21 protein-coding genes and 1 pseudogene are annotated in these 20,213 nt (G+C 59.4%); 7 read left to right on the forward strand and 15 right to left on the reverse strand.

Features of this window, described 5'->3' with window-relative positions; all coding sequences use genetic code 11:
- Entirely contained in the window at positions 1–738 is a 738-nt protein-coding gene (locus tag ACZRMH_RS02100; RefSeq protein ID WP_464011933.1) for a gluconate 2-dehydrogenase subunit 3 family protein, read from the reverse strand.
- Positions 739–1,204: 466 nt separating this feature from the next.
- Between ACZRMH_RS02100 and ACZRMH_RS02105 the strand changes: the two genes are divergently transcribed.
- Positions 1,205–1,840 carry a dual specificity protein phosphatase family protein gene (locus tag ACZRMH_RS02105; protein ID WP_464011934.1) on the forward strand — a complete coding sequence of 212 codons (636 nt, stop codon included), beginning with the start codon at positions 1,205–1,207 and terminating at the stop codon, positions 1,838–1,840.
- Here the strand turns inward: ACZRMH_RS02105 and ACZRMH_RS02110 are convergent.
- On the reverse strand, positions 1,827–2,882 hold the full coding sequence (locus ACZRMH_RS02110; protein ID WP_464011935.1) for an aminopeptidase: 1,056 nt from the start codon (positions 2,880–2,882) through the stop codon (positions 1,827–1,829). The genes ACZRMH_RS02105 and ACZRMH_RS02110 overlap by 14 nt on opposite strands.
- Positions 2,883–3,139: 257 nt before the next feature.
- Between ACZRMH_RS02110 and ACZRMH_RS02115 the strand changes: the two genes are divergently transcribed.
- Positions 3,140–3,556 carry a PA0061/PA0062 family lipoprotein gene (locus ACZRMH_RS02115; protein WP_464011936.1) on the forward strand — a complete coding sequence of 139 codons (417 nt, stop codon included), beginning with the start codon at positions 3,140–3,142 and terminating at the stop codon, positions 3,554–3,556.
- Here ACZRMH_RS02115 and ACZRMH_RS02120 read toward each other — a convergent pair.
- Entirely contained in the window at positions 3,548–3,793 is a 246-nt protein-coding gene (locus ACZRMH_RS02120; protein ID WP_464011937.1) for a DUF1161 domain-containing protein, read from the reverse strand. The two genes, ACZRMH_RS02115 and ACZRMH_RS02120, sit on opposite strands and share 9 nt — an antisense overlap.
- Positions 3,794–3,939: 146 nt before the next feature.
- Entirely contained in the window at positions 3,940–4,371 is a 432-nt protein-coding gene (locus ACZRMH_RS02125) for an OsmC family protein (RefSeq protein ID WP_094999634.1), read from the reverse strand.
- A gap of 215 nt (positions 4,372–4,586) precedes the next feature.
- Between ACZRMH_RS02125 and ACZRMH_RS02130 the strand changes: the two genes are divergently transcribed.
- Positions 4,587–5,591, forward strand: coding sequence for an LLM class flavin-dependent oxidoreductase (locus tag ACZRMH_RS02130; protein ID WP_464011938.1), 1,005 nt, complete (start codon positions 4,587–4,589; stop codon positions 5,589–5,591).
- 131 nt (positions 5,592–5,722) lie between these two features.
- Here the strand turns inward: ACZRMH_RS02130 and ACZRMH_RS02135 are convergent, their stop codons facing one another.
- Together ACZRMH_RS02135 and ACZRMH_RS02140 are read right to left on the reverse strand one after the other, a co-directional pair.
- Positions 5,723–5,947: a DUF1161 domain-containing protein gene (locus tag ACZRMH_RS02135; protein ID WP_464011939.1), complete on the reverse strand. Its 225-nt coding sequence runs from the start codon at positions 5,945–5,947 to the stop codon at positions 5,723–5,725.
- Positions 5,948–6,067: 120 nt separating this feature from the next.
- Positions 6,068–6,283 carry a dodecin gene (locus tag ACZRMH_RS02140; RefSeq protein WP_464011940.1) on the reverse strand — a complete coding sequence of 72 codons (216 nt, stop codon included), beginning with the start codon at positions 6,281–6,283 and terminating at the stop codon, positions 6,068–6,070.
- 155 nt (positions 6,284–6,438) lie between these two features.
- Here ACZRMH_RS02140 and ACZRMH_RS02145 point away from each other — a divergent pair, with 155 nt between their 5' ends.
- Positions 6,439–6,765, forward strand: coding sequence for an ElaB/YgaM/YqjD family protein (locus ACZRMH_RS02145; protein WP_464011941.1), 327 nt, complete (start codon positions 6,439–6,441; stop codon positions 6,763–6,765).
- Here ACZRMH_RS02145 and ACZRMH_RS02150 read toward each other — a convergent pair.
- Positions 6,762–7,658 carry a LysR family transcriptional regulator gene (locus ACZRMH_RS02150; RefSeq protein ID WP_464011942.1) on the reverse strand — a complete coding sequence of 299 codons (897 nt, stop codon included), beginning with the start codon at positions 7,656–7,658 and terminating at the stop codon, positions 6,762–6,764. The two genes, ACZRMH_RS02145 and ACZRMH_RS02150, sit on opposite strands and share 4 nt — an antisense overlap.
- Positions 7,659–7,771: 113 nt before the next feature.
- Here ACZRMH_RS02150 and trpB point away from each other — a divergent pair, with 113 nt between their 5' ends.
- Positions 7,772–9,007, forward strand: a complete 1,236-nt coding sequence (gene trpB, locus ACZRMH_RS02155) for a tryptophan synthase subunit beta (protein ID WP_464011943.1) — start codon at positions 7,772–7,774, stop codon at positions 9,005–9,007.
- Entirely contained in the window at positions 9,007–9,813 is an 807-nt protein-coding gene (trpA, locus tag ACZRMH_RS02160; RefSeq protein WP_464011944.1) for a tryptophan synthase subunit alpha, read from the forward strand. Before trpB ends, trpA begins: the two co-directional genes overlap by 1 nt.
- Positions 9,814–9,937: 124 nt before the next feature.
- Here the strand turns inward: trpA and epsC are convergent, their stop codons facing one another.
- From epsC to phoB, 7 genes are all read right to left on the reverse strand, one after another.
- Positions 9,938–10,864: a serine O-acetyltransferase EpsC gene (gene epsC, locus ACZRMH_RS02165; RefSeq protein ID WP_088378616.1), complete on the reverse strand. Its 927-nt coding sequence runs from the start codon at positions 10,862–10,864 to the stop codon at positions 9,938–9,940.
- 88 nt (positions 10,865–10,952) lie between these two features.
- Positions 10,953–12,335 (reverse strand): M16 family metallopeptidase, encoded by a 1,383-nt coding sequence (locus tag ACZRMH_RS02170; protein WP_464011945.1) that lies wholly within the window; start codon positions 12,333–12,335, stop codon positions 10,953–10,955.
- 83 nt (positions 12,336–12,418) lie between these two features.
- On the reverse strand, positions 12,419–14,077 hold the full coding sequence (locus tag ACZRMH_RS02175; RefSeq protein ID WP_464011946.1) for a Na/Pi cotransporter family protein: 1,659 nt from the start codon (positions 14,075–14,077) through the stop codon (positions 12,419–12,421).
- Positions 14,078–14,331: 254 nt separating this feature from the next.
- Positions 14,332–15,639: a CitMHS family transporter gene (locus ACZRMH_RS02180; protein WP_464011947.1), complete on the reverse strand. Its 1,308-nt coding sequence runs from the start codon at positions 15,637–15,639 to the stop codon at positions 14,332–14,334.
- Positions 15,640–15,906: 267 nt separating this feature from the next.
- Complete coding sequence (locus ACZRMH_RS02185) at positions 15,907–17,247, reverse strand: hemolysin family protein (RefSeq protein ID WP_464011948.1); 1,341 nt, start codon at positions 17,245–17,247, stop codon at positions 15,907–15,909.
- A gap of 99 nt (positions 17,248–17,346) precedes the next feature.
- The gene (gene phoR, locus ACZRMH_RS02190; RefSeq protein WP_464011949.1) at positions 17,347–18,669 is read right to left on the reverse strand and encodes a phosphate regulon sensor histidine kinase PhoR; all 1,323 of its coding nucleotides are present in this window, start codon (positions 18,667–18,669) and stop codon (positions 17,347–17,349) included.
- Positions 18,670–18,713: 44 nt separating this feature from the next.
- Positions 18,714–19,406 (reverse strand): phosphate regulon transcriptional regulator PhoB, encoded by a 693-nt coding sequence (phoB, locus tag ACZRMH_RS02195; RefSeq protein ID WP_016782809.1) that lies wholly within the window; start codon positions 19,404–19,406, stop codon positions 18,714–18,716.
- Between the two features lie 152 nt (positions 19,407–19,558).
- On the opposite strand from phoB, the gene ACZRMH_RS02200 reads away from it, so the two are divergent.
- Positions 19,559–19,939: a COG4315 family predicted lipoprotein gene (locus ACZRMH_RS02200; RefSeq protein ID WP_464011950.1), complete on the forward strand. Its 381-nt coding sequence runs from the start codon at positions 19,559–19,561 to the stop codon at positions 19,937–19,939.
- 156 nt (positions 19,940–20,095) lie between these two features.
- Here ACZRMH_RS02200 and ACZRMH_RS02205 read toward each other — a convergent pair.
- Positions 20,096–20,213 (reverse strand): annotated as a pseudogene (locus ACZRMH_RS02205) (putrescine ABC transporter permease PotI); the annotation flags it as partial.

The raw sequence follows: 20,213 nt of genomic DNA on the forward strand, positions 1-20,213 counted from the left end.
TCAAGCCCTCTCGCCGCGGATAGAAACTGCCGGGAAGGGGTACTGCTCGTTGCGTTCAACCCAATCCATAAAATCGGCGCGGGCGCCGGGGAAGCCGATCATGGTCCAGCCGACCATGCCTTTGTTGCCACCGTGGATCGGGTCGCAAAAGAAGCCTTCCTTGGTGTTTTGCAGCAAAAAGCTGAAAAACATCTTGGCCGGGACACTCTCGAATTTAGGCGTGCCCGCTTCCAGTTGTTTGAGCACTTCGTCTCGGGTAGCGCTGTCTAGCCCAGCAAATGTTGAGTTATAGGTCTTTTTGCAGAGCTCCTCCGTGGCAGCGATGCCCAGACGATAGATCTGTTTTGGCACCAGCTTGCTCTGCCAGCCCATTTCCGGCGCTGCGTCGGCATTGAACGGACCTTGCATAAACCACAGCGCGCCGCTGGCGTAGGGGGTGTTCATCTGCCGGTCGATATATTCCGGCACGCCAGCTTCCAGAGCGCCGGGGCCTTGTTCGTCGGCCGGGATCAGGCGCGCAACGGCGGCGTTTACAAACGCCCACTCTTCAGCCGTGAAGTAGGTGGGTTCATACACCGTGGCGGGAGTCGGCGTGCGCTTGGCAGGTTCCGGCGCGGCAGCCGCAGGCGTGGCCATCATCACAGTGCCACCCAGGCCGGTGCTGGCGACGGTGACCACTGGAATCAAGGTCAGGGTTTTGCGCAAAAACTCACGCCGGGGGTTGTCTTGCTCAGACATGCGGGGGGCACCTCATCAGGCAGTCACGGATTACAGCCGCTCATGGGCCAATGCTGTTCACTTAAGAGCAATGCTACTCAATTGTGGGAGCGGGCTTGCCCGCGATGGTCTTCAGAGCGACGCATTTACTCAGTAAATACGCGTCATCGTTTACGACCATCGCGAGCAAGCCCGCTCCCACAGAGTTAGAAATCGCTTAAGTGAACAACATTGCGCTCATGGGCAGCTTTTCGTTTTGGCAGCGATACGGGTCGAAGTCGACCGAAGGAAAAAGAGCACGCATGCAAAATTTGGTTACAAATACTAACAGGCCGCGCGCCCAGGTGAATCGTTTCATGCGTAATTTTGCCGCACCTGCCCTCTGCGCCTTCACGAAATTTTTACAAATGCCTCACAGGGTTTTGATCACAAATCACTCAATCTGCCGCCACCTCCTGATAATCCCTGCTGAAGTGGTCAAACAGACATGCCAAAAGCCCGGTTTTTCCCTGCCCTGTGCCTGACATTACTGACAACTGTTGCACTGCCCCAGGCCCAGGCCGACGAAACAACCCCGGCTCGCCCCACCCAATGGGCTCAACCCGTTGCGACGCAGTACAACCTGCATCAAATGTCCCCGACCCTGTACCGCAGTGCCTTGCCGGACAGTGCCGCGCAGCCGTTGCTGGAAAAGCTGCAGATCACCACCGTGATCAACTTTTTACCGCAAGGCGATGACATCTGGCTCAAAACCCCGGGCGTTGCCCAGATCCAGTTGCCTTACCGCACCAATCATGTGGACGACGCCGATGTGCTGGCCACACTGCGCGCCATTCAAACGGCACAAAGCAAAGGTCCGGTATTGATGCACTGCAAACACGGCTCGGACCGTACGGGGCTGATGGCGGCGATGTACCGCGTGGTGGTGCAGGACTGGAGCAAAGAAGACGCCCTGAATGAAATGACCCAAGGAGGCTTTGGCGAAAACTCACACCACAAGGATGGCGCGAAGTACATGCTGAAGGCCGATATTCCCAAGTTGCGTGAAGCCCTGAGCAGCGGTGCCTGCAGCACCAGCCCGTTTGCCGCCTGCGCAATCAGGGGCTGGCTCAAGTCCGCTTAGCCGACGCCCATCGTTCCAGGGCAGCCTTGCGCTGCTCGCGGGGCAGTTTGCCCAACTGTTCAACCGCAAGGTAAAACGTCGGCCAGTCGCCGCCAACGGATTCAAACAGCGCGGCAAAGGCGGGTACCCACTGGTCATACAGACCGAAGGGCAGCAGCTTGGCGTTGTTCATCGGCGCATTAATCCACCCGTCAAAGCGGTTATTGCCTGCCCATTGCTGAGCACGTAGCTGACGGTACTGGCTGCGCATTCGCTCAAATTCCTGTTCTTTGCGCTGCCGCATCTGGTCGGCAGGCAACGGCTGTTCGTAGAGCGCTTGCAGGCGTTTGCGGGTATGGAGTACCAGTTCGATAAATTGCTCGCGCTGCTGCACGCCTTCGCGGCCTGAGGGCGGCAACCCTTGGTGGTCACGCCATTGGCGGGTGCCCTCGCGCTCGACAAAGCTGGCAAACGATTCATTGAACTCGGTGTCGTTCCTCACATAAACACGCTGATGGGCCAGTTCGTGAAAAATCAGGGTAGCAAGGCGCTCGTCACCCCAGGTGAGCATGCTGCTCAGGATCGGGTCATCAAACCAGCCCAGCGTTGAATAAGCCTCGACCCCGCTGACAAAAACGTCCTTTCCTTGCTGGCGCTGCAGGGCTGCTTCACCTCGAGCCGCGCCCTGGGAGTAATAGCCCCGGTAGGCCACGCACCCGGCTACAGGAAAGCAATGGGTCACGGGGCTGACCGAGAATTCCGGGGTGGCAAATACATTCCACACCACATAGGGCCGCTTGAGGTCTGCGTACAGGCGATAGCTCTGGTTGTCCGGCAGGTGCAGATGCTCGCTGGCAAAGGTGCGGGCAGCCTGGGCATTGGCCAGATGCTGACGCAGGGCAGTGGGCTGCTGCGGATCGGCAATTACCTTGGCCACCGGCTCGCGAGCCTTGAGCAATTGCCATTGGCCGTCGGCCAATTGGGCGTAATACGCAGCACTGGAACAGCCATTGAGCAGCGGTATCAGGGCAATGGCGAGCAGGCAGCGAAAACGCGGCGTCATAGAGCAATCCCGATGGGCGAGTGGAGCAAGATTACCCCATGTGGCAGCTGCCGAAGGAACGAGGCTGCGTCCGGCTGCGCAGCAGTCGTAAAAATATTCAATACGGTAATTCAGAACTACTGCGTTTACCGGACTTACGAGGCTACGCCTCGAACGCAGCCTTCGTTCCTCGGCAGCTGCTACGCGGATTTGTGTAGCTGCGTAACAAAGTAGCTACAGACGCTATGCTAGTGCTTCACACCCCTGTGGAAATCACCATGCGCACGTTTTTGCTGTTGCTGACCGCCGGCCTGCTGACCGCTTGTGCCAGCACGCCATTACCCCAGCAGGACCCGAAAATGGCCTGGGTCGCCCTTGAAACTCAAACCGGCAAACTGGTCATGGCCGAGCGCCTGGACAACAAGCGCATGACCGACGGGCGCTATTTTCAAGTCACGCCGGGCAGCCATGAGTTGATGGTGCGCTTTGATTTCGAGGTGTTTGTCGGCGGCATGGGCATGTTTAGCGATCCGCAGGAACGCCTGTGCTACGTCACCGTTGACTACGATAACTTTCAGGCAGGCCAGCGTTATCGGCTGCAAGCCCGATCGCTGGGCTTCAACGCCTACGCCCGGCTGTACGACGCATCGGGCAAGGTGGTGGCAGAGGAAAGGCTGGTCAACTGCTTACCGTGATGGCTGGCGGTCGTTGTTCTGGTAGATGATTTTCTTGGTGCCGTACTCGCACGAACCCACCACCATGCTCTCGTCATGAACTTCTTCATTGCTCACGATTTCGAGTGTGTACGACGACACATTGTTGGCCTGGATCTTGGCTTCGATTTCGGCTTTCAGTTCTTCGCACGGCTTGGGTTCCGCCAGAGCCGAGGTGGCCATGGCACAGCAAACTACAGCTAAAGCAAAACGTTTCATGGTGAGACTCCCTTGAGGCAGAACGCAAAGTCATGATCTGACGCGAGCGGCGATCATTCGATCACATTTGGCGCAGCACAAGACTGATCTGTCGCAGCCGGGCATCACTGTACCCCGCTTGTGGCAAACGGGGTACAGGGAGGTGGTCAGCTCACCAGCGTAGCGTCGAGGGTGATTTTGGCGTTCAGCACCTTGGACACCGGGCAGCCTTCTTTGGCTTTGGTGGTCAGTTCATCGAATTGCGCCTGGGTTGCACCGGGCACCTTGGCCTTGAGCACCAGATGCACGGCCGTAATGGCAAAGCCGCCATCCACCTGATCCAGGGTTACTTCAGCGGTGGTGTCGATACTGTCAGCCTTGAGGCCGGCATCACCGAGAATCATCGACAAGGCCATCGAGAAGCAACCGGCATGGGCTGCGCCAATCAGCTCTTCGGGGTTGGTGCCCTTGCCGCCTTCGAACCTCGCCTTGAAGCCATACGGCGCTTCGCGCAGTACCCCGGTTTCAGTGGAGATGGAGCCGATGCCGGTTTTAAGGTCGCCTGCCCAATGAGCCGATGCTTTCTTTTTGATACTCATGCGTGCCTCCTGAAGAACGGCGCGAAGACTTCACGCCCTGACTGAATGTGTGAGGGTAGTCGGCTCTACAAAGTTCACCCTATCGGACCAATCGTCTTTTTTAGTAGCTCAATTCCCGGTCTGCCATTGAAACTCGGGTATATGCCCATATTGCTGTAAGCACTGGCAGGTTTTGCGAGCACCTTGACCTGCATCCCACCTGGAGTAGCCGGCTGATGAAACGACTGTCTGACATCAAATTCTCGACCCTCGATCTGGTACCTGTGCGCGAAAATGGCAGCGCAGCCCAGTCGTTGCGCAATTCGCTGGATCTGGCACAGCACGTGGAAAAGTTCGGCTACAACCGTTTCTGGGTAGCGGAACACCACAATATGGACGGTATCGCCAGTTCGGCGACCTCGGTGTTGATCGGCTATCTGGCCGGTGGCACCTCGACCATTCGTGTGGGTTCGGGCGGGGTGATGCTGCCCAACCATGCACCGCTGGTGATCGCCGAGCAGTTCGGCACCCTCGAGAGCCTGTACCCGGGACGTATTGATCTGGGTCTTGGCCGTGCGCCGGGCTCCGACCAGATGACCGCCCGCGCCCTGCGCCGCGAGCGCTCGGGCAGCGCCGACGACTTCCCGCAGGATGTCGCCGAGCTGATGCGTTACCTGGGCCCGCGCACCCCGGATCAACGGATCATCGCCATGCCGGGCACGGGCACCCATGTCCCTGTCTGGCTACTGGGTTCGAGCCTGTTCAGTGCGCAACTGGCCGGTGAGCTGGGTTTGCCTTACGCCTTTGCCTCGCATTTCGCACCGCGTTTGATGCATGAAGCGATTCGCGTCTACCGCAATCACTTCAAGCCTTCAGCGACCCTCGACAAACCCTACGTGATGCTAGGCATCCCGCTGGTTGCGGCGGATACCGATGAGCAGGCCGAATATCTGGCAACCTCGGTGCAGCAGCGAATTCTGGCGCTGATGCGCGGGCAAAGCCTGGTGCAGCGCCCACCGGTGGAGACGATGGACGGCCTGTGGCTGCCACACGAAAAAGAAGCGGTGATGAGCTTCCTGGGCCTGGCCATGGTCGGCAGCCCGCAGAAGATCCGCGCCAAACTGGATGTATTGATTGAGCAAACCCAGGCGGACGAACTGATCTTCACCTGTGATTTGTATGAGCATGCAGACCGCATTCACTCGTATGAATTGCTGTCGCAGGTGATGAAACAACACTGATACAGACAAATGTGGGAGCGGCGGTGCGACGACTCGACTTGCTCGCGATGGCATCGACGCGGCGCAACTGAAACACCGCGCCGCCTGAATCGCGAGCAAGCTCGCTCCCACAAGAATTACATCACAGCCAATTACCCGCGCTTGTAGACGATTTCCTTGGTCCCGCCTTCGCAGGTACCCACTACCTTGCCGTCAGCCTCAGCGCCCTTGTCCACAGCGGTCAGCGAATAATGCGTGGCGCCATTGGCTTCAATCTTCGCCGCAATTTCGCTTTTCAATTCTTCGCACGGCTTGCCCGCTGCGAACGCCGTTCCTGCCAGACTCAGCAAACCTACAGCCAATAAAAGCTTTTTCATCGGTCACATTCCCCGGTCAAAACAAAAAGGGTGCAATGCGCACATGCCGCATTGCACCCAGACTGTGTAGCGGACTTTATGGCAAACGGCCAGTCCACGGGGCAAAAGCCTTGCCTCAAATCAACTGCTGGCAATCCGGAAGCCGACTTTGAGCGTCACCTGATAGTGCGCCACCTTGCCGTCCTTGATGTGGCCACGGGTGTCGACCACCTCAAACCATTCCATGTGCTTGATGCTTTTGTTGGCTTCGGCCAGTGCATTACTGATGGCGTCTTCTATGCTGCTCGGGGACGAGCCTACCAGTTCAACTTTCTTGTAGGTGTGATGGTCAGACATAACGTTCTCCTTTGTCGTAAATCAAAGCCTAGCAGCGATTGTGCTAAATACTTTGTAGGCAATTTGAGAAGAAAAGTTCAGGCCAACTGCACTTTCTGAAACCCCTGTAGTCCGACTTAACAAGCACCCTCACTCATCAATGCAGGAGAGCCCTAATGGCTAGCAACTCTTTACGTAAAGCCTCATTGCAAAGCATGGAAGCAGAGATCGAGAGCCTGCTCAAGTCTCTGGAAAGCCTCAAGCACGACGCTTCTGACGAGTCCAAAAAGACCCTTGGCATTCTTAAAAACAACGCCGAGAACGCGCTCAAGCATTCGCGTCACCTGCTCAGCGATGCCTACGAAGAAGTGAAGGACAAAACCCGCGAAACCGCTATCGCTACCCGCGAATACGCGCAAGAGCATCCGTATGCCACCGCTGGCGTTGCCATCGGCGCACTGGGCCTGCTGGCAGCCTTCCTGATGTGCAAGCGCGGCAATTAACCTGCGCTGCGCGCAAGCTCAGCCTTGAGCCATTGCGCCAGTTGCCCGGCGCGCCCGTCTGCGGCGCGCTTGGGCAACCATAACGTCAGCTGCGCCGGGGTTTCGTTGAAGCCCCAGGGCGCAGCCAGGCGTCCTGCCTGCAGGTCTTGAGCCACCAATGGCTCGGGGGCAATTGCCACACCCAGCCCGGCAACTGCGGCTTCAAGCAAATAATACAAGTGCTCAAACCCCTGCCCGTAGTTCAAATCCTTCGCTTCGATTGCGTTCTGCTGTGCCCAGCTTGGCCAGGCCTGGGGGCGCGATGTGGTGTGCAGTAACGGCTCGTCGAGCAAGGCACTGGCAGGGGCGTTGCGCAACTGCTCAAAGTGGGCATAACGCGGGCTGACCACCGGACCTATACGCTCGCTGGCCAACTCATACACCTGCATATCCGCAGGCCACGGCGGCTCGGCAAACACCAGCAAGGCGTCCAGCCCTGGGCGACGCGGGTCGAGGTCGCCTTCACCGGCTGACAGGTGCAGGCGCAAGTCCGGCAAATCGGCATTCAAGCGCCCCAAGCGCGGAATAAACCAGCGCGCCAGCAAACTGCCCGAACAGCCGAGCACAAAAGGTGCGTTGACCTGGCTTTGCGTGAGCTCAGCGCATAGATTTCGCAAGCGGTCGAAGGCTTCGCTGCTGGCATCGCGCAGGCGGATTCCGGCATCGGTGAGCTTTAGGCCGCGCCCCTCCTTAACGAACAGGCTCACCCCCAGATGCTCTTCCAGCACTTTGATCTGGCGACTAACGGCACCATGGGTAACGTGCAACTGCTCGGCCGCCTGGCTGACACTGCCCAGACGGGCGGCGGCTTCAAAGGCACGCAAGGCATTGAGGGGGGGGAGGTCGCGGCTCATGATATCTGTGAGTTTTCCTGACAGGTTACGGCGATCTTATCGGTTTTCATCCCGGCCTGTCGCGGGTAAAGTCAGGCCCATCGACCTTCGCAACTTTTTATCTGGAGCGTCACATGACTCAATCCACCTTGCGTACCGGCCCTGATGCCAATGGCCTGTTCGGCTCATTCGGCGGCCGTTACGTGGCCGAAACCCTGATGCCGCTGATCCTTGATCTGGATCGCGAGTACGAGCTGGCCAAAAAAGACCCTGAGTTCATTAAGGAACTGGCCTACTTCCAGCGCGACTACGTGGGCCGTCCAAGCCCGCTGTACTTCGCCGAGCGGCTCACCGAGTTCTGTGGCGGCGCCAAGATCTACCTCAAGCGCGAAGAGCTGAACCACACCGGCGCGCACAAGATCAACAACTGCATCGGCCAGATCCTGCTGGCTCGGCGCATGGGCAAAAAACGCATCATCGCCGAAACCGGCGCCGGCATGCACGGCGTGGCCACGGCCACCGTGGCGGCCCGCTTTGGCCTGCAGTGCGTAATCTACATGGGCACCACCGATATCGAGCGCCAGCAGGCCAACGTGTTCCGCATGAAGCTGCTGGGCGCTGAAGTGATCCCGGTAGTTGCTGGCACCGGTACCCTGAAAGACGCGATGAACGAAGCCCTGCGCGACTGGGTGACCAACGTCGACAGCACCTTCTACCTGATCGGTACCGTGGCTGGCCCGCACCCGTATCCGGCGATGGTGCGCGACTTCCAGGCCGTGATCGGCAAGGAAACCCGCGACCAGATGCAAGCCCAGGAAGGCCGTCTGCCGGACAGCCTGGTGGCGTGCATCGGTGGTGGTTCCAACGCCATGGGCCTGTTCCACCCGTTCCTGGATGACACCAGCATCGAAATCATTGGCGTGGAAGCTGCGGGTTACGGCATCGAAACCGGCAAGCACGCGGCCAGCCTCAACGGCGGTGAGCCCGGCGTGCTGCACGGCAACCGCACCTTCCTGCTGCAGGACGACGATGGTCAGATCATCGACGCCCACTCGATCTCAGCGGGCCTGGACTACCCCGGCATTGGCCCGGAACACGCCTGGTTGCACGATATCGGCCGCGTCGAATACACCTCTGTGACCGATGACGAAGCCCTCGATGCCTTCCACAAATGCTGCCGCCTTGAAGGCATCATCCCGGCCCTGGAAAGCGCCCACGCGCTGGCCGAAGTGTTCAAGCGCGCCCCTACCTTGCCGGCCGATCACCTGATGGTGGTCAACCTCTCGGGTCGAGGTGACAAAGACATGCAAACCGTGATGCACCACATGGAAAACGCTCAACAAGAGCAATCCCAGCAGGAGAAACACTGATGAGCCGCCTGCAAACGCGCTTCACCGAACTCAAGGAACAAAACCGCGCTGCCCTGGTGACTTTCATCACCGCTGGTGACCCGGACTACGCCACCTCGCTGGCGATCCTCAAAGGCTTGCCTGCTGCCGGCGCCGACGTGATCGAACTGGGCATGCCCTTCACCGATCCGATGGCTGATGGCCCGGCCATCCAGCTGGCCAATATCCGCGCCCTGGGTGCCAAGCAGAATCTGGCCAAAACCCTGCAAATGGTGCGCGAGTTCCGTGAAGACAACAGCGATACGCCGCTGGTGCTGATGGGTTACTTCAACCCGATTCATCACTATGGCGTGCCCAAGTTTATTGCCGAAGCCAAAGCGGCTGGCGTAGACGGCCTGATCGTGGTCGACATGCCGCCTGAGCACAACAGTGAACTGTGCGACCCGGCGCAGGCAGCAGGCCTGGACTTTATCCGCCTGACCACGCCAACCACTGACGACGTACGTCTGCCGACCGTACTGGCAGGCAGCTCGGGCTTTGTTTACTACGTGTCGGTGGCGGGTGTGACCGGTGCCGGTTCGGCCACCACTGAACAAGTGAGCGCGGCCATTGAGCGGCTGCGTCGGCATACTGACCTGCCGATCAGCGTGGGCTTTGGTATTCGCACCCCTGAGCAGGCTGCGGCGATTGCGCGGCTGGCAGATGGTGTGGTGGTTGGTTCGGCACTGATCGACAAGATCGAGAATGCCGCGACCCCAGAGCAGGCGGTGGATGGTGTGCTGAGTTTGTGTGCAGCGCTGGCTGAAGGTGTGCGTGGGGCCCGCTGAGTTAACGCTGAACAAACTGTAGGGCGAGCTTGCTCGCGACGGGATCGGCGCGGTGCATCAATTGCACCGCGTCGCCTGAATCGCGAGCAAGCCCGCTCCCACAATTAGAGCTAAGTGTCTTATCTTACTTCTGCGTCCCGTCATCATGCAGCAAGTTGGCCTGGGTCAGGTTGCTGCCCGCCGGTACGCTGCGGGTCAGCCACACATTGCCACCAATGGTCGAACCCTGACCAATGGTGATACGCCCCAAAATCGTCGCCCCCGCATAAATCACCACATCATCCTCAACGATCGGATGGCGTGGATGGCCCTTCTGCAATTGCCCCGATTCGTCCGCTGGGAAACGCTTGGCCCCCAGGGTCACCGCCTGATAGATCCTTACACGTTCGCCGATGATCGCGGTTTCTCCGATCACAACACCCGTCCCGTGATCAATAAAGAAACTACGGCCAATCTGCGCGCCGGGGTGGATATCGATACCGGTGGCCGAGTGGGCAATTTCTGCGCTGATCCGCGCCAGCAACGGCAAGCCTGCGCGGTACAGGTGATGGGCCAGACGGTGATGAATCACCGCCAGAATCCCCGGATAGCACAACAGCACTTCGTCCACACTGCGCGCCGCCGGGTCGCCGTGGTAAGCAGCCAGTACGTCGGTGTCCAGAATGCTGCGCAGGCCGGGCAGCGCCAGGGCAAAGTCCTGTATCAGCAAGGTCGCGGTTGCATCCACTCCCTCATCCGGCAAACCACCCTGGCGAGCCACATAACGCAGCTCCAGACGGGCCTGCTTGAGCAGCGCATTGAGTGCCACATCCAGCGTGTGGCCGACATAAAAATCTTCGCTCTCTTCACGCAAGTCCACCGGGCCCAGGCGCATCGGGAACAAGGCACCACACAGGGCCTCAAGAATCTCGGCCATTGCCGCGCGGGACGGCAGCTCACGGCCTCCCTGCTCACCACTGACCCGGCCGTTTTGCGTGCGCCACTGGTTTCGCGCCGTGCGCAGCTGGCAGACGATGGCCTGCAATTGCCAAGGATTGGAACGATCACTCACGATGAATACTCCGCACGCTGGCGGCTGGATCGACCAGCCGCAAATTGGCAATGATTTTACGGTATCAAAACATTTACGACTCGGACAATCAGCGCTTGGCCCGACGCCAGACTCGCCAACCCACCACGGCGACAATCAGCAAGGCCAACCCGCCAAGAATGGCCAGGCTCAAACTGTGGTAACTGAACAGCGGTTTCTCGATGCGCACATAACCAGGCTCGGCCAACAGCTCGCGCAGTGCTACGTTGGCCTGTTTGAGGGTGATGCCCTGTAATTGCCTGGCAGGATCGGCGAAGCGGCCCTCGTCGTAATCACCCAGCGATGCCCAGTAGTAGTCAGCCAGCGCACTGCTGCCTTGCACCGTCCAGGCCTGGCGGGAAATGGCGGTGTTCTTGATCCGGGCAAAAATCTGCGGGTCGAGGCCGTCCTTGAGCAGGCGCGCCTTGAGTTGCTCCATCACCTGCCGGGCTTGCGCCACGTTCTCGCGCTCAAGGTCAGCATTGAGGCTTAAAAAGCTCACGCCGCCAAACACTTCGCGCTCAGCCCAGGGGCCGTAGGACAAGCCGTGCTTGAGCCGCAGCTCGCTGTAGAGTGCCCACTCCAGATAATCACGCAACAAAATCCAGGTTTCGTCGGGCTGACCCTCGATCACCGGCTCGGGAAACAGCCAGTGCAGAGTCGCGGTATCACCTACCACGCCACGCACCAGCTCGCGCTCTGCGTCGGCCTTGGCATCAATTTCGGCAAGCGGCCGATGGGCGCTGGGCTCTACCGGTTCAAGGGCGCCGTAGGTGCGCTCCAGATAAGCAGGCAGCAACCGATCAAGGTCGCCGACGATAATCAGCGTCATGTTGTTGGGCGCATACCAGTTCTGGCGCACGGCCTCCAGTTGCTCGCGGGTGAGGTCGTGCACCTCGGCGCGCTCGGCGCATTTAAGGCCCAGTTCGACAGCCAGCTGATTGCTGGCGCTGTGGCCCAGATCCTGACGGTCGAGCCAACGCTGCAAGTGCGAATAATGGCCGCCGTCTTCGCGCTCAACCACTTGCTTGGCTTCGCTGATGCGTTGTTCGGTCAGTTGCGTGCGGGTCAGCAGGCCCAGCAGCAGATCAAGGATCTTGCGCTGATTCTTGGCCGGAGCTTCGATCACAAAGGTGGTATCGGCGCTGCTGGTAAAGGCGTTCCATTCGCCACCCAGCGCCTGCATACGCTCCTCAAGGCCTCCTTCGCCGGTGTCGTCGATGCCACTGAACAGCAAATGCTCCAGCAGGTGCGGCAACTGCTGATCGGCACACGAAAAATCGTCCAGGCCAACCCCCACCACCAAGCGGATGGCCACATGATCGCGGTCATTGTTGGGTTTCAGGATCAGTTGCAGCCCATTGGGCAGTTGGTAGCCCTCGACGCTGTATCTATCCAGGGCAAAGCCCTGAGCAGCGCCAAGCAGCAAGCAGATAAACAGCAGGCAACGCATAAAAAATCCCTGAATTCTCGAATCCCTGAGCCCGTGCAGCTTAGTCGCTGCATAACGGCTGACAACAGCCCGATGCACAACGTTCAAGGCGAATGTTGCGTGTCCGCTGCGTCATCCAGCTCCAGGGCCCCGGTTTCAGAGGTTTCCAGCACCACGTATGCACTGCCGCAAAACAGCGAGTTCAGGCGCTTCATATCCGCGATCAGCTCCAGGTGCATGGAACTGGTCTCGATACTCTGCGTGACCTTGCGCTGCAAGCGACTCACATGAGCGTGGGCCAAGCGCCGCTCCTGGGCGCGAAAGCGGCGTTTCTCACGCAGTAATTGGCGGGCGCTTTGCAGGTCGGAACTAAGGAACACTGTCAGCCCAAGGCGCAGGTTCTCGATCAGCTGGGTTTGCAGGCCCACTAGCTCCTCCAGCCCTGTTTCGGAAAACGAACGGCGCTGCGAGGTTTTCTGCTGCTGAACCTTACGCAGCATGCGTTCAATCACGTCACTGGCCAGCTTGAGGTTGATCGCCAGTTCGATGATTTCGGCCCAGCGTCGACTGTCCTGCTCACTCAAATCCTCACGAGGCATTTGCGCCAGGTAAAGTTTGACCGCGCTGTAGAGCACTTCGACTTCATCGCTCAGCGTGCGCATTTCCTGGGTAATAGCGGTTTGCTTTCCGCGCAGAACGTCGAGCATATTGACCAACATGGTGTCGATCAGGTCGCCAATGCGTAGGGTTTCGCGCACTGCGTTGGTCAGCGCCAGGCTCGGCGTATCGAGAGCTGCAGGGTCCAGATGGCGCGGCTTGGCCACGCCGTTGGTTTGTTGGCGTTCGGGCAGCAGCCAGGCACAAATGCGCGCCATCAGGCCCACCGTCGGTAACATCAGGAAGCAGCGAGCCGTGTTGTAGAGCAGGTGGAAACCGATCACCAGTTCCTGGGCGCTGTAGCTCAGGCTGTCCATCCAGGCCACCAGCGGGTCGAGTACGGGCATGATCAGCAACAGGCCGATCAGCTTGTACAACAGGCTGCCCAACGCCACCTGACGGCCTGCCGCGTTCTGCATATTGGTGCTGAGAAACGCCAGCACGCCGCTGCCAATATTGGCGCCGATCACCAGGCCGATGGCCACGTGCAGGCTGATCACCCCGGCGCCGGCCAGAGTGGCGGTCAGCAGCACGGCCGCGAGGCTTGAGTAGGAAACCATCGCGAACAAGGCACCGACCAGGGCATCGAGCAAGATATCGCCGGTCAATGAGGCAAAGATCACTTTCACGCCCTGGGCATGGGTGATGGGGGTTGCGGCCTCGACGATCAGTTGCAGCGCCAGAATGATCAGGCCCAGGCCGATGCCGACCCGGCCCAGTTGCCCGGCGCGAGTTTGCTTGCGGGTCAAAAAGAAGATCACGCCCAAAAAGATCAGCAGCGGCGACAGCCACGACAGGTCGAAGGTCAGCACCCGGGCCATCAAGGCCGTACCGACATCGGCTCCGAGCATGGTTGCCAGCGCCGGGGTGAGTGCCATCAACCCCTGACCGACAAAAGAAGTGACCAGCATCGCCGTGGCGTTGCTGCTCTGCACCATGGCCGTGACCACAATGCCGGCGACAAACGCAAACATGCGCCGGGACACGTTCTGCCCGATGACATGGCGCAGGTTGGTGCCGTAGACCCGCAGAATGCCGGTTCGGACGATATGCGTGCCCCAGATCAGCAGGGCCACCGCGGAAAGCAGATTGAGCAGGGTCAGCATGCTGGCTCCCTGTATTGGATGTGTCTAAGGATCAGATAGCTGCGGGCCGTTCCTACAGATGTTTCTTAAGATGTAGTCGGCAATTGAGCAGAGCGCCAGCATCGCATAGCTGGCGGAGGGTTGAAACTCTTCTGGACGATAATGAACCTGTGGGAGCGGGCTTGCTCGCGAAGGCAGCAATGCGGTTTAACTTAATTACCGCGTTGCTGCCTTCGCGAGCAAGCCCGCTCCCACAAGGGGGGATGACAGATGCGTTACAGCGTACTGAACACCGGGAACGTGCCCAGCAGCAGCGCTGCAACCATGATGCACAGGCACACCAGAATCGCCCACTTGAGGGTGAAGCGCTGGTGGTCGCCAAATTCGATACCGGCCAGAGCTACCAGCAGGTAGGTCGATGGCACCAGCGGGCTGAGCAAATGCACGGGTTGGCCAACAATCGAGGCGCGGGCCATTTCAACGGCGGTAATGCCGTAGTGGCTGGCAGCTTCGGCCAGCACTGGCAGAACCCCGTAGTAGAACGCATCGTTGGACATAAAGAAGGTAAACGGCATGCTCACCAGCGCGGTGATCACCGCCAGGTAAGGGCCGAGCGCAGGCGGGATGACAGCCAGCAGGCTTTTGGACATGGCATCGACCATGCCGGTACCGGACAGGATGCCGGTAAAGATACCGGCCGCAAAAATCAGCCCGACCACCGCCAGTACGCTCCCGGCATGGGCCGCAACCCGATCCTTTTGCTGTTGCAGGCACGGGTAGTTGACGATCATCGCGATACTGAACGCGACCATAAACAGCACGGGCAAAGGCAGCAGACCGGCGATCAGGGCAACCATCAGCGCCAGGGTCAGCGCGCCGTTGAACCAGATCAGTTTTGGCCGACGGGCATCCGGGTATTGCGAAACGCTGATTTCGCTGTGGTCGATTTCATCGCCGTGCAGGTGCAACTCGCCCAGGCGCGCACGCTCCCGCTTGCCGTAGCACCAGGCGATCACCAGGATCGCTGCACAGCCCACGAGCATGGCCGGGATCATGGGGACGAAGATGTCCGATGGGTCGACATGCAGCGCACTGGCCGCCCGGGCAGTGGGGCCGCCCCAGGGTGTCATGTTCATCACCCCACCGGCCAGAATGATCAGGCCGGCCATGATTCGCGGGCTCATGCCGATGCGGCTGTAGAGCGGCAGCATGGCCGCCACGCAAATCATGTACGTGGTCGCGCCGTCGCCATCCAGGGACACCACCAGCGCCAGCACTGCGGTACCCACCGAGATCTTGACCGGGTCACCCTTGACCATCTTGAGGATCTTGCGCACGGCCGGGTCAAACAGGCCGGAGTCGATCATCAAGGCAAAGTAGAGAATGGCGAACATCAGCATCACCCCGGTAGGGGCAAGCTTGGTAATGCCTTCGAGCATCATCGGGCCGATTTTGGGCGCAAAACCACCAAAAATGGCAAACAGGATGGGGACCAGAATCAGAGCGATCAAGGCGGAAAGGCGCTTGGTCATGATCAGGTACATAAATGTAATGACCATGGCAAAGCCAAGGAAGGTCAGCATGAAAGTCACCCTTATTGTTGTAGTAGGGCGCTGACAGCGAGTTATGCGCATGCCAGGCCAGCCGGTCTGTTGCCGGTGATGACCCGATGCTAGAGGGGGAAGCTTTCAGCCAGCTTTCGCCGGTAAAAATTCTTACAGAGAGGGTATTGGCAGAGCCTCTGTGGGAGCGGGCTTGCTCGCGATGCAAGCGGCGCGGTGTATCTGGCGCACCGCGTTGCTGCCATCGCGAGCAAGCCCGCTCCCACAAGGTTCAGGACGATGCCAGCCTTAATCCAGCTTCAGAACCTTGGCCAATACGATTTTCGGGCCTTTCATCTTTTTGATGATGATGCGCAGGCCTTCGACTTCCAGTAGCTCTTCTTCTTCGGGCACCCGCTTGAGGGTGTCGTAGATCAAGCCAGCCACGGTTTCGGCTTCAACGTGGTCCAGATCCACACCCAACAGGCGTTCGATCTTGAACAACGGCGTGTCGCCGCGTACCAGCAGCTTGCCCGGCTGATACGACAGGATGCCGCGCTCGGCCTTGCGGTGTTCGTCCTGAATATCGCCCACCAGCACTTCCAGCACGTCTTCCATGGTCAGGTAACCCACCACCTTGCCGTCAGCTTCTTCGACCAGGGCAAAGTGCGCGCCGCCCTTGCGGAACTGCTCCAGCAGTTGCGACAGCGGCATATGCCGCGACACGCGCTCCAGCGGGCGAGTCAGCTCTTCCAGGTTGAAGGTCTCGGGCAAGTGATCCAGGTCGGCCAGCTCAAGCAGCAGGTCCTTGATATGCAGCAAACCGACGAAGGTGTTGGTGTCTGCATCGTAGACCGGGTAGCGGCTGAACTTGTGACGGCGGAACAACGCCAGGATTTCCTTGAGCGGCGCCTTGGAATCCAGGGTCACCAGGTCTTCGCGGGAGTTGGCCCAGTCGACCACTTCCAGCTCGCCCATTTCCACCGCCGAAGCCAGCACACGCATGCCTTGGTCACTCGGGTCCTGACCACGGCTTGAGTGCAGGATCAGTTTGAGTTCTTCACGGCTGTAGGCGTGATCGTGATGCGCACCGGGCTCACCTTGGCCGGCGATACGCAAGATCGCGTTGGCGCTGGCATTGAGCAGGTAAATGGCCGGGTACATGGCCCAGTAGAACAGGTACAGCGGCACGGCGGTCCACAGTGACAGGCTCTCCGGCTTGCGGATGGCCCACGACTTGGGCGCCAGCTCACCGACCACGATATGCAGGTACGAAATGATAAAGAAGGCGGTAAAGAACGACACGCCCTTGATCACTTCCGGCGACTGCACACCGATGGCCCCCAGCAGAGGCTCGAGGATATGCGCGAATGCGGGTTCACCGACCCAGCCCAGGCCCAGCGAAGCCAGGGTGATACCCAGCTGGCAGGCCGAGAGGTAGGCGTCGAGCTGATTGTGCACGGTGCGCAGGATCTGTCCGCGCCAACCGTTTTCATCGGCAATGGCCTCGACCCGGGTCGAGCGCAATTTGACCATGGCAAATTCGGCCGCAACGAAAAAACCGTTGAGCAATACCAGGATCAGAGCAAAAAGAATCATGCCGAAGTCGGCGAAGAGTGTCGCGAGGGTCAAGCCAGGGGAAGGGTCCATGATGGAGTTTTACGGGTTCCGTCGTTACAAATAGGGGGATTTGGCCAAACAATGTAACGGCAGATGTAGCCCTTGCCTAGTGGGCAAGGGCCGCAGGGCCTAGTCGACCTGACTTTGCACCAGTGATTTTGTCACCTGCGCCGGAGCGAAATGGCAGGTAAAGGTACTGCCATGGCCCAACACGCTGCTGATCTCCAGTCGCGCACGGTGACGCAGCAACACATGCTTGACGATGGCCAGGCCCAGCCCGGTGCCGCCAGTGTTGGCGTTACGGCTGGAGTCCACGCGGTAGAAGCGCTCGGTCAGGCGCGGCAGGTGCTTGTTGTCGATGCCCACCCCTGAGTCCTGCACGCTCAAGTGCGCGCCGCTCTTGTCCGCCCACCAGCGAATATGAACCTTACCGCCATCAGGGGTGTACTTGACCGCGTTGAACACCAGATTGGAAAACGCGCTGCGTAACTCGGCTTCGCTGCCTTTGAGGGTGCTATCGGTTTCGATGTCCAGGGTAATGGTCTGGTTGCGCTGGCCGGACAATGCCTGGGCGTCGCCCTTGATCGAGCGCAGCAAACCGTCGATGGCCACCGGATGGTTGTCCGAGGGGTAGTCCGTGGCTTCGAGCTTGGCCAGCAGCAGCAAGTCATTGAGCAGGGTTTGCATGCGCTCGCCCTGTTGCTGCATTTGCGACAGCGGGCGCTTCCAGCGCGGATTCACGTCGTCGACGTTATCGAGCAGGGTTTCCAGGTAACCGCAGATCACCGTCAATGGCGTGCGCAATTCGTGGGACACATTGGCGATAAAGTCTTTGCGCATCTGCTCCAGCTGATGGATTCGCGTTACATCGCGCACCAGCATCAGGTGTTCGTTGTTGCCGTAGCGGGTGATGTAGAGCTGGATGCGCAGGTGATCGTTGACCGGCGAGGGAATATCCAGCGGCTCGCCGTATTGGCCCTGCTCGAAGTATTCCTTGAAGCGTGGGTGGCGCACCAGATTGGTCACTGGCTGACCGCTGTCCTGTGGCGTCTTGAGGCCCAGCAGGGTCTCTGCGGCGAGGTTCCACCACTCCAGGTTGCCGTCGCTGTCGAGCATGATCACCGCGTCCTTGAGCGCGGCCGTAGACTCCTGCACCCGGTCGATCACTGCCTGCAAACGCCCACGCACCCGCTGGTCGCGGCGTTGCAGGTGGTAGATGCTGTCGAACACTTCGCCCCACAGGCCGTAGCCATCGGGCGGCGCTTCGTCGGGTTTGTGCTGGCGCAGCCATTCGTGCAGGCGCAGCAACTGCTTGAGGGTCCAGCCCAGATAAAACGCCAGGCCAATGGCCAGGCTCCAGCCGTAATAACCACTGAGCAGGCCGACTACCAGGCAGGCAGCGACCAGAAGCAACAAATGGCGAATCAGAGTGCCATGCCAGTTTTGATTCACGTCGCGCGGGTCCTTGCTTGCCGTTGAGTCAGAAAAAGCCGCTATCAGGCTTTGGTCGAAAACCGGTAACCGGTGCCACGCACGGTTTGTACCAGATTTTCGTAGGCCTCACCGAGGGCTTTGCGCAGGCGGCGGATATGCACGTCCACAGTGCGCTCCTCCACGTACACGTTGCCGCCCCAGACCTGATCAAGCAATTGACCGCGGGTGTAGGCGCGCTCCTGGTGAGTCATGAAGAACTGCAGCAGGCGGTATTCAGTGGGGCCCATCTCGGCCGGGGTGCCGTCGATGGTCACGCGATGGCTGATGGGGTCGAGCAGCAGGCCGCCGATCTCGATAGGCGACTCGGCATCGGCAGGGCCTGCGCGGCGCAGCACAGCCTTGAGACGGGCCACCAACTCACGAGGGGAGAAGGGCTTGGTGATGTAGTCATCCGCGCCAACTTCCAGGCCCTGGATCTTGTTGTCCTCTTCACCCTTGGCCGTCAGCATGATGATCGGTATATCACTGGTCAGCTCTTCGCGCTTGAGGCGTCGGGCCAGCTCAATGCCGGAGGTACCACCGGGCAGCATCCAGTCGAGCAGGATCAGGTCCGGTTTACGGTCGACGATAATGGCATGGGCATCCTGGGCATTATCGGCTTCAAGGCAATCATAGCCCGCCATTTCCAGGGCCACGGCGATCATCTCGCGGATCGGCGCCTCGTCATCAACGATCAAAATGCTCCTGCCAACCATGCCGTAATCCTCTCGTCATTAAACTGTCTTGTGGCGCATTAGATAACGCAATTATTGCAGTCGTGTGACAGCTTTGGGGATTGAACGCGCGCAAACGGCTAGTGAACTACGCTTCAGGTTCAAATCGTACAACCACAAAAAGGGCGATTCCGATGACATCTACCTCGTTTTCCCTAAAGACATTGCTGTTGGCCGCTGCCTTCGCCTTGCCTGGGCTGGTGTTTGCAGCTGAGCCGGCGATGACCAAGGATGGCATGCTGGTCGATCACAAAGGCATGACGCTCTACACCTTTGCCAAGGATGCGGGCGGCAAATCGATGTGCAATGACAAGTGCGCCGCCAACTGGCCACCGCTGGCTGCCGAGAGCACAGCCAAGGACATGGGTGAATGGACGGTGATCAAGCGCGATGATGGCCACATGCAGTGGGCCTATGACGGCAAGCCGCTGTACACCTTTGTGATGGACAAGAAAGCCGGTGACATGACCGGCGAGGGCAAAATGGACGGGGCCTGGAAAATCGCCAAACCTTGATGCAATACCTTGTGGGAGCTGGCTTGCCAGCGATCCTGGCAGCTCGGTGTCTCTGGCAAACTGAGGTGCTGCTATCGCGGGCAAGCCCGCTCCCACAAGAGCAAAAAAACCTCGCCACCCTGTCACAGGAGGCGAGGTTTTTTTATGCCACGAGACTCAAACCGCGTTTGTAGCCTGCGGCCTACGCACATCCGGCTGCTTCCACGACTCCGCAGCCGCTTCGTCGATGGCCTGCTGAATGGCCTTTTTGCGATGCTCTTCAGCGCGACGGCTG

This window comes from Pseudomonas sp. B414 (genome assembly GCF_055408445.1).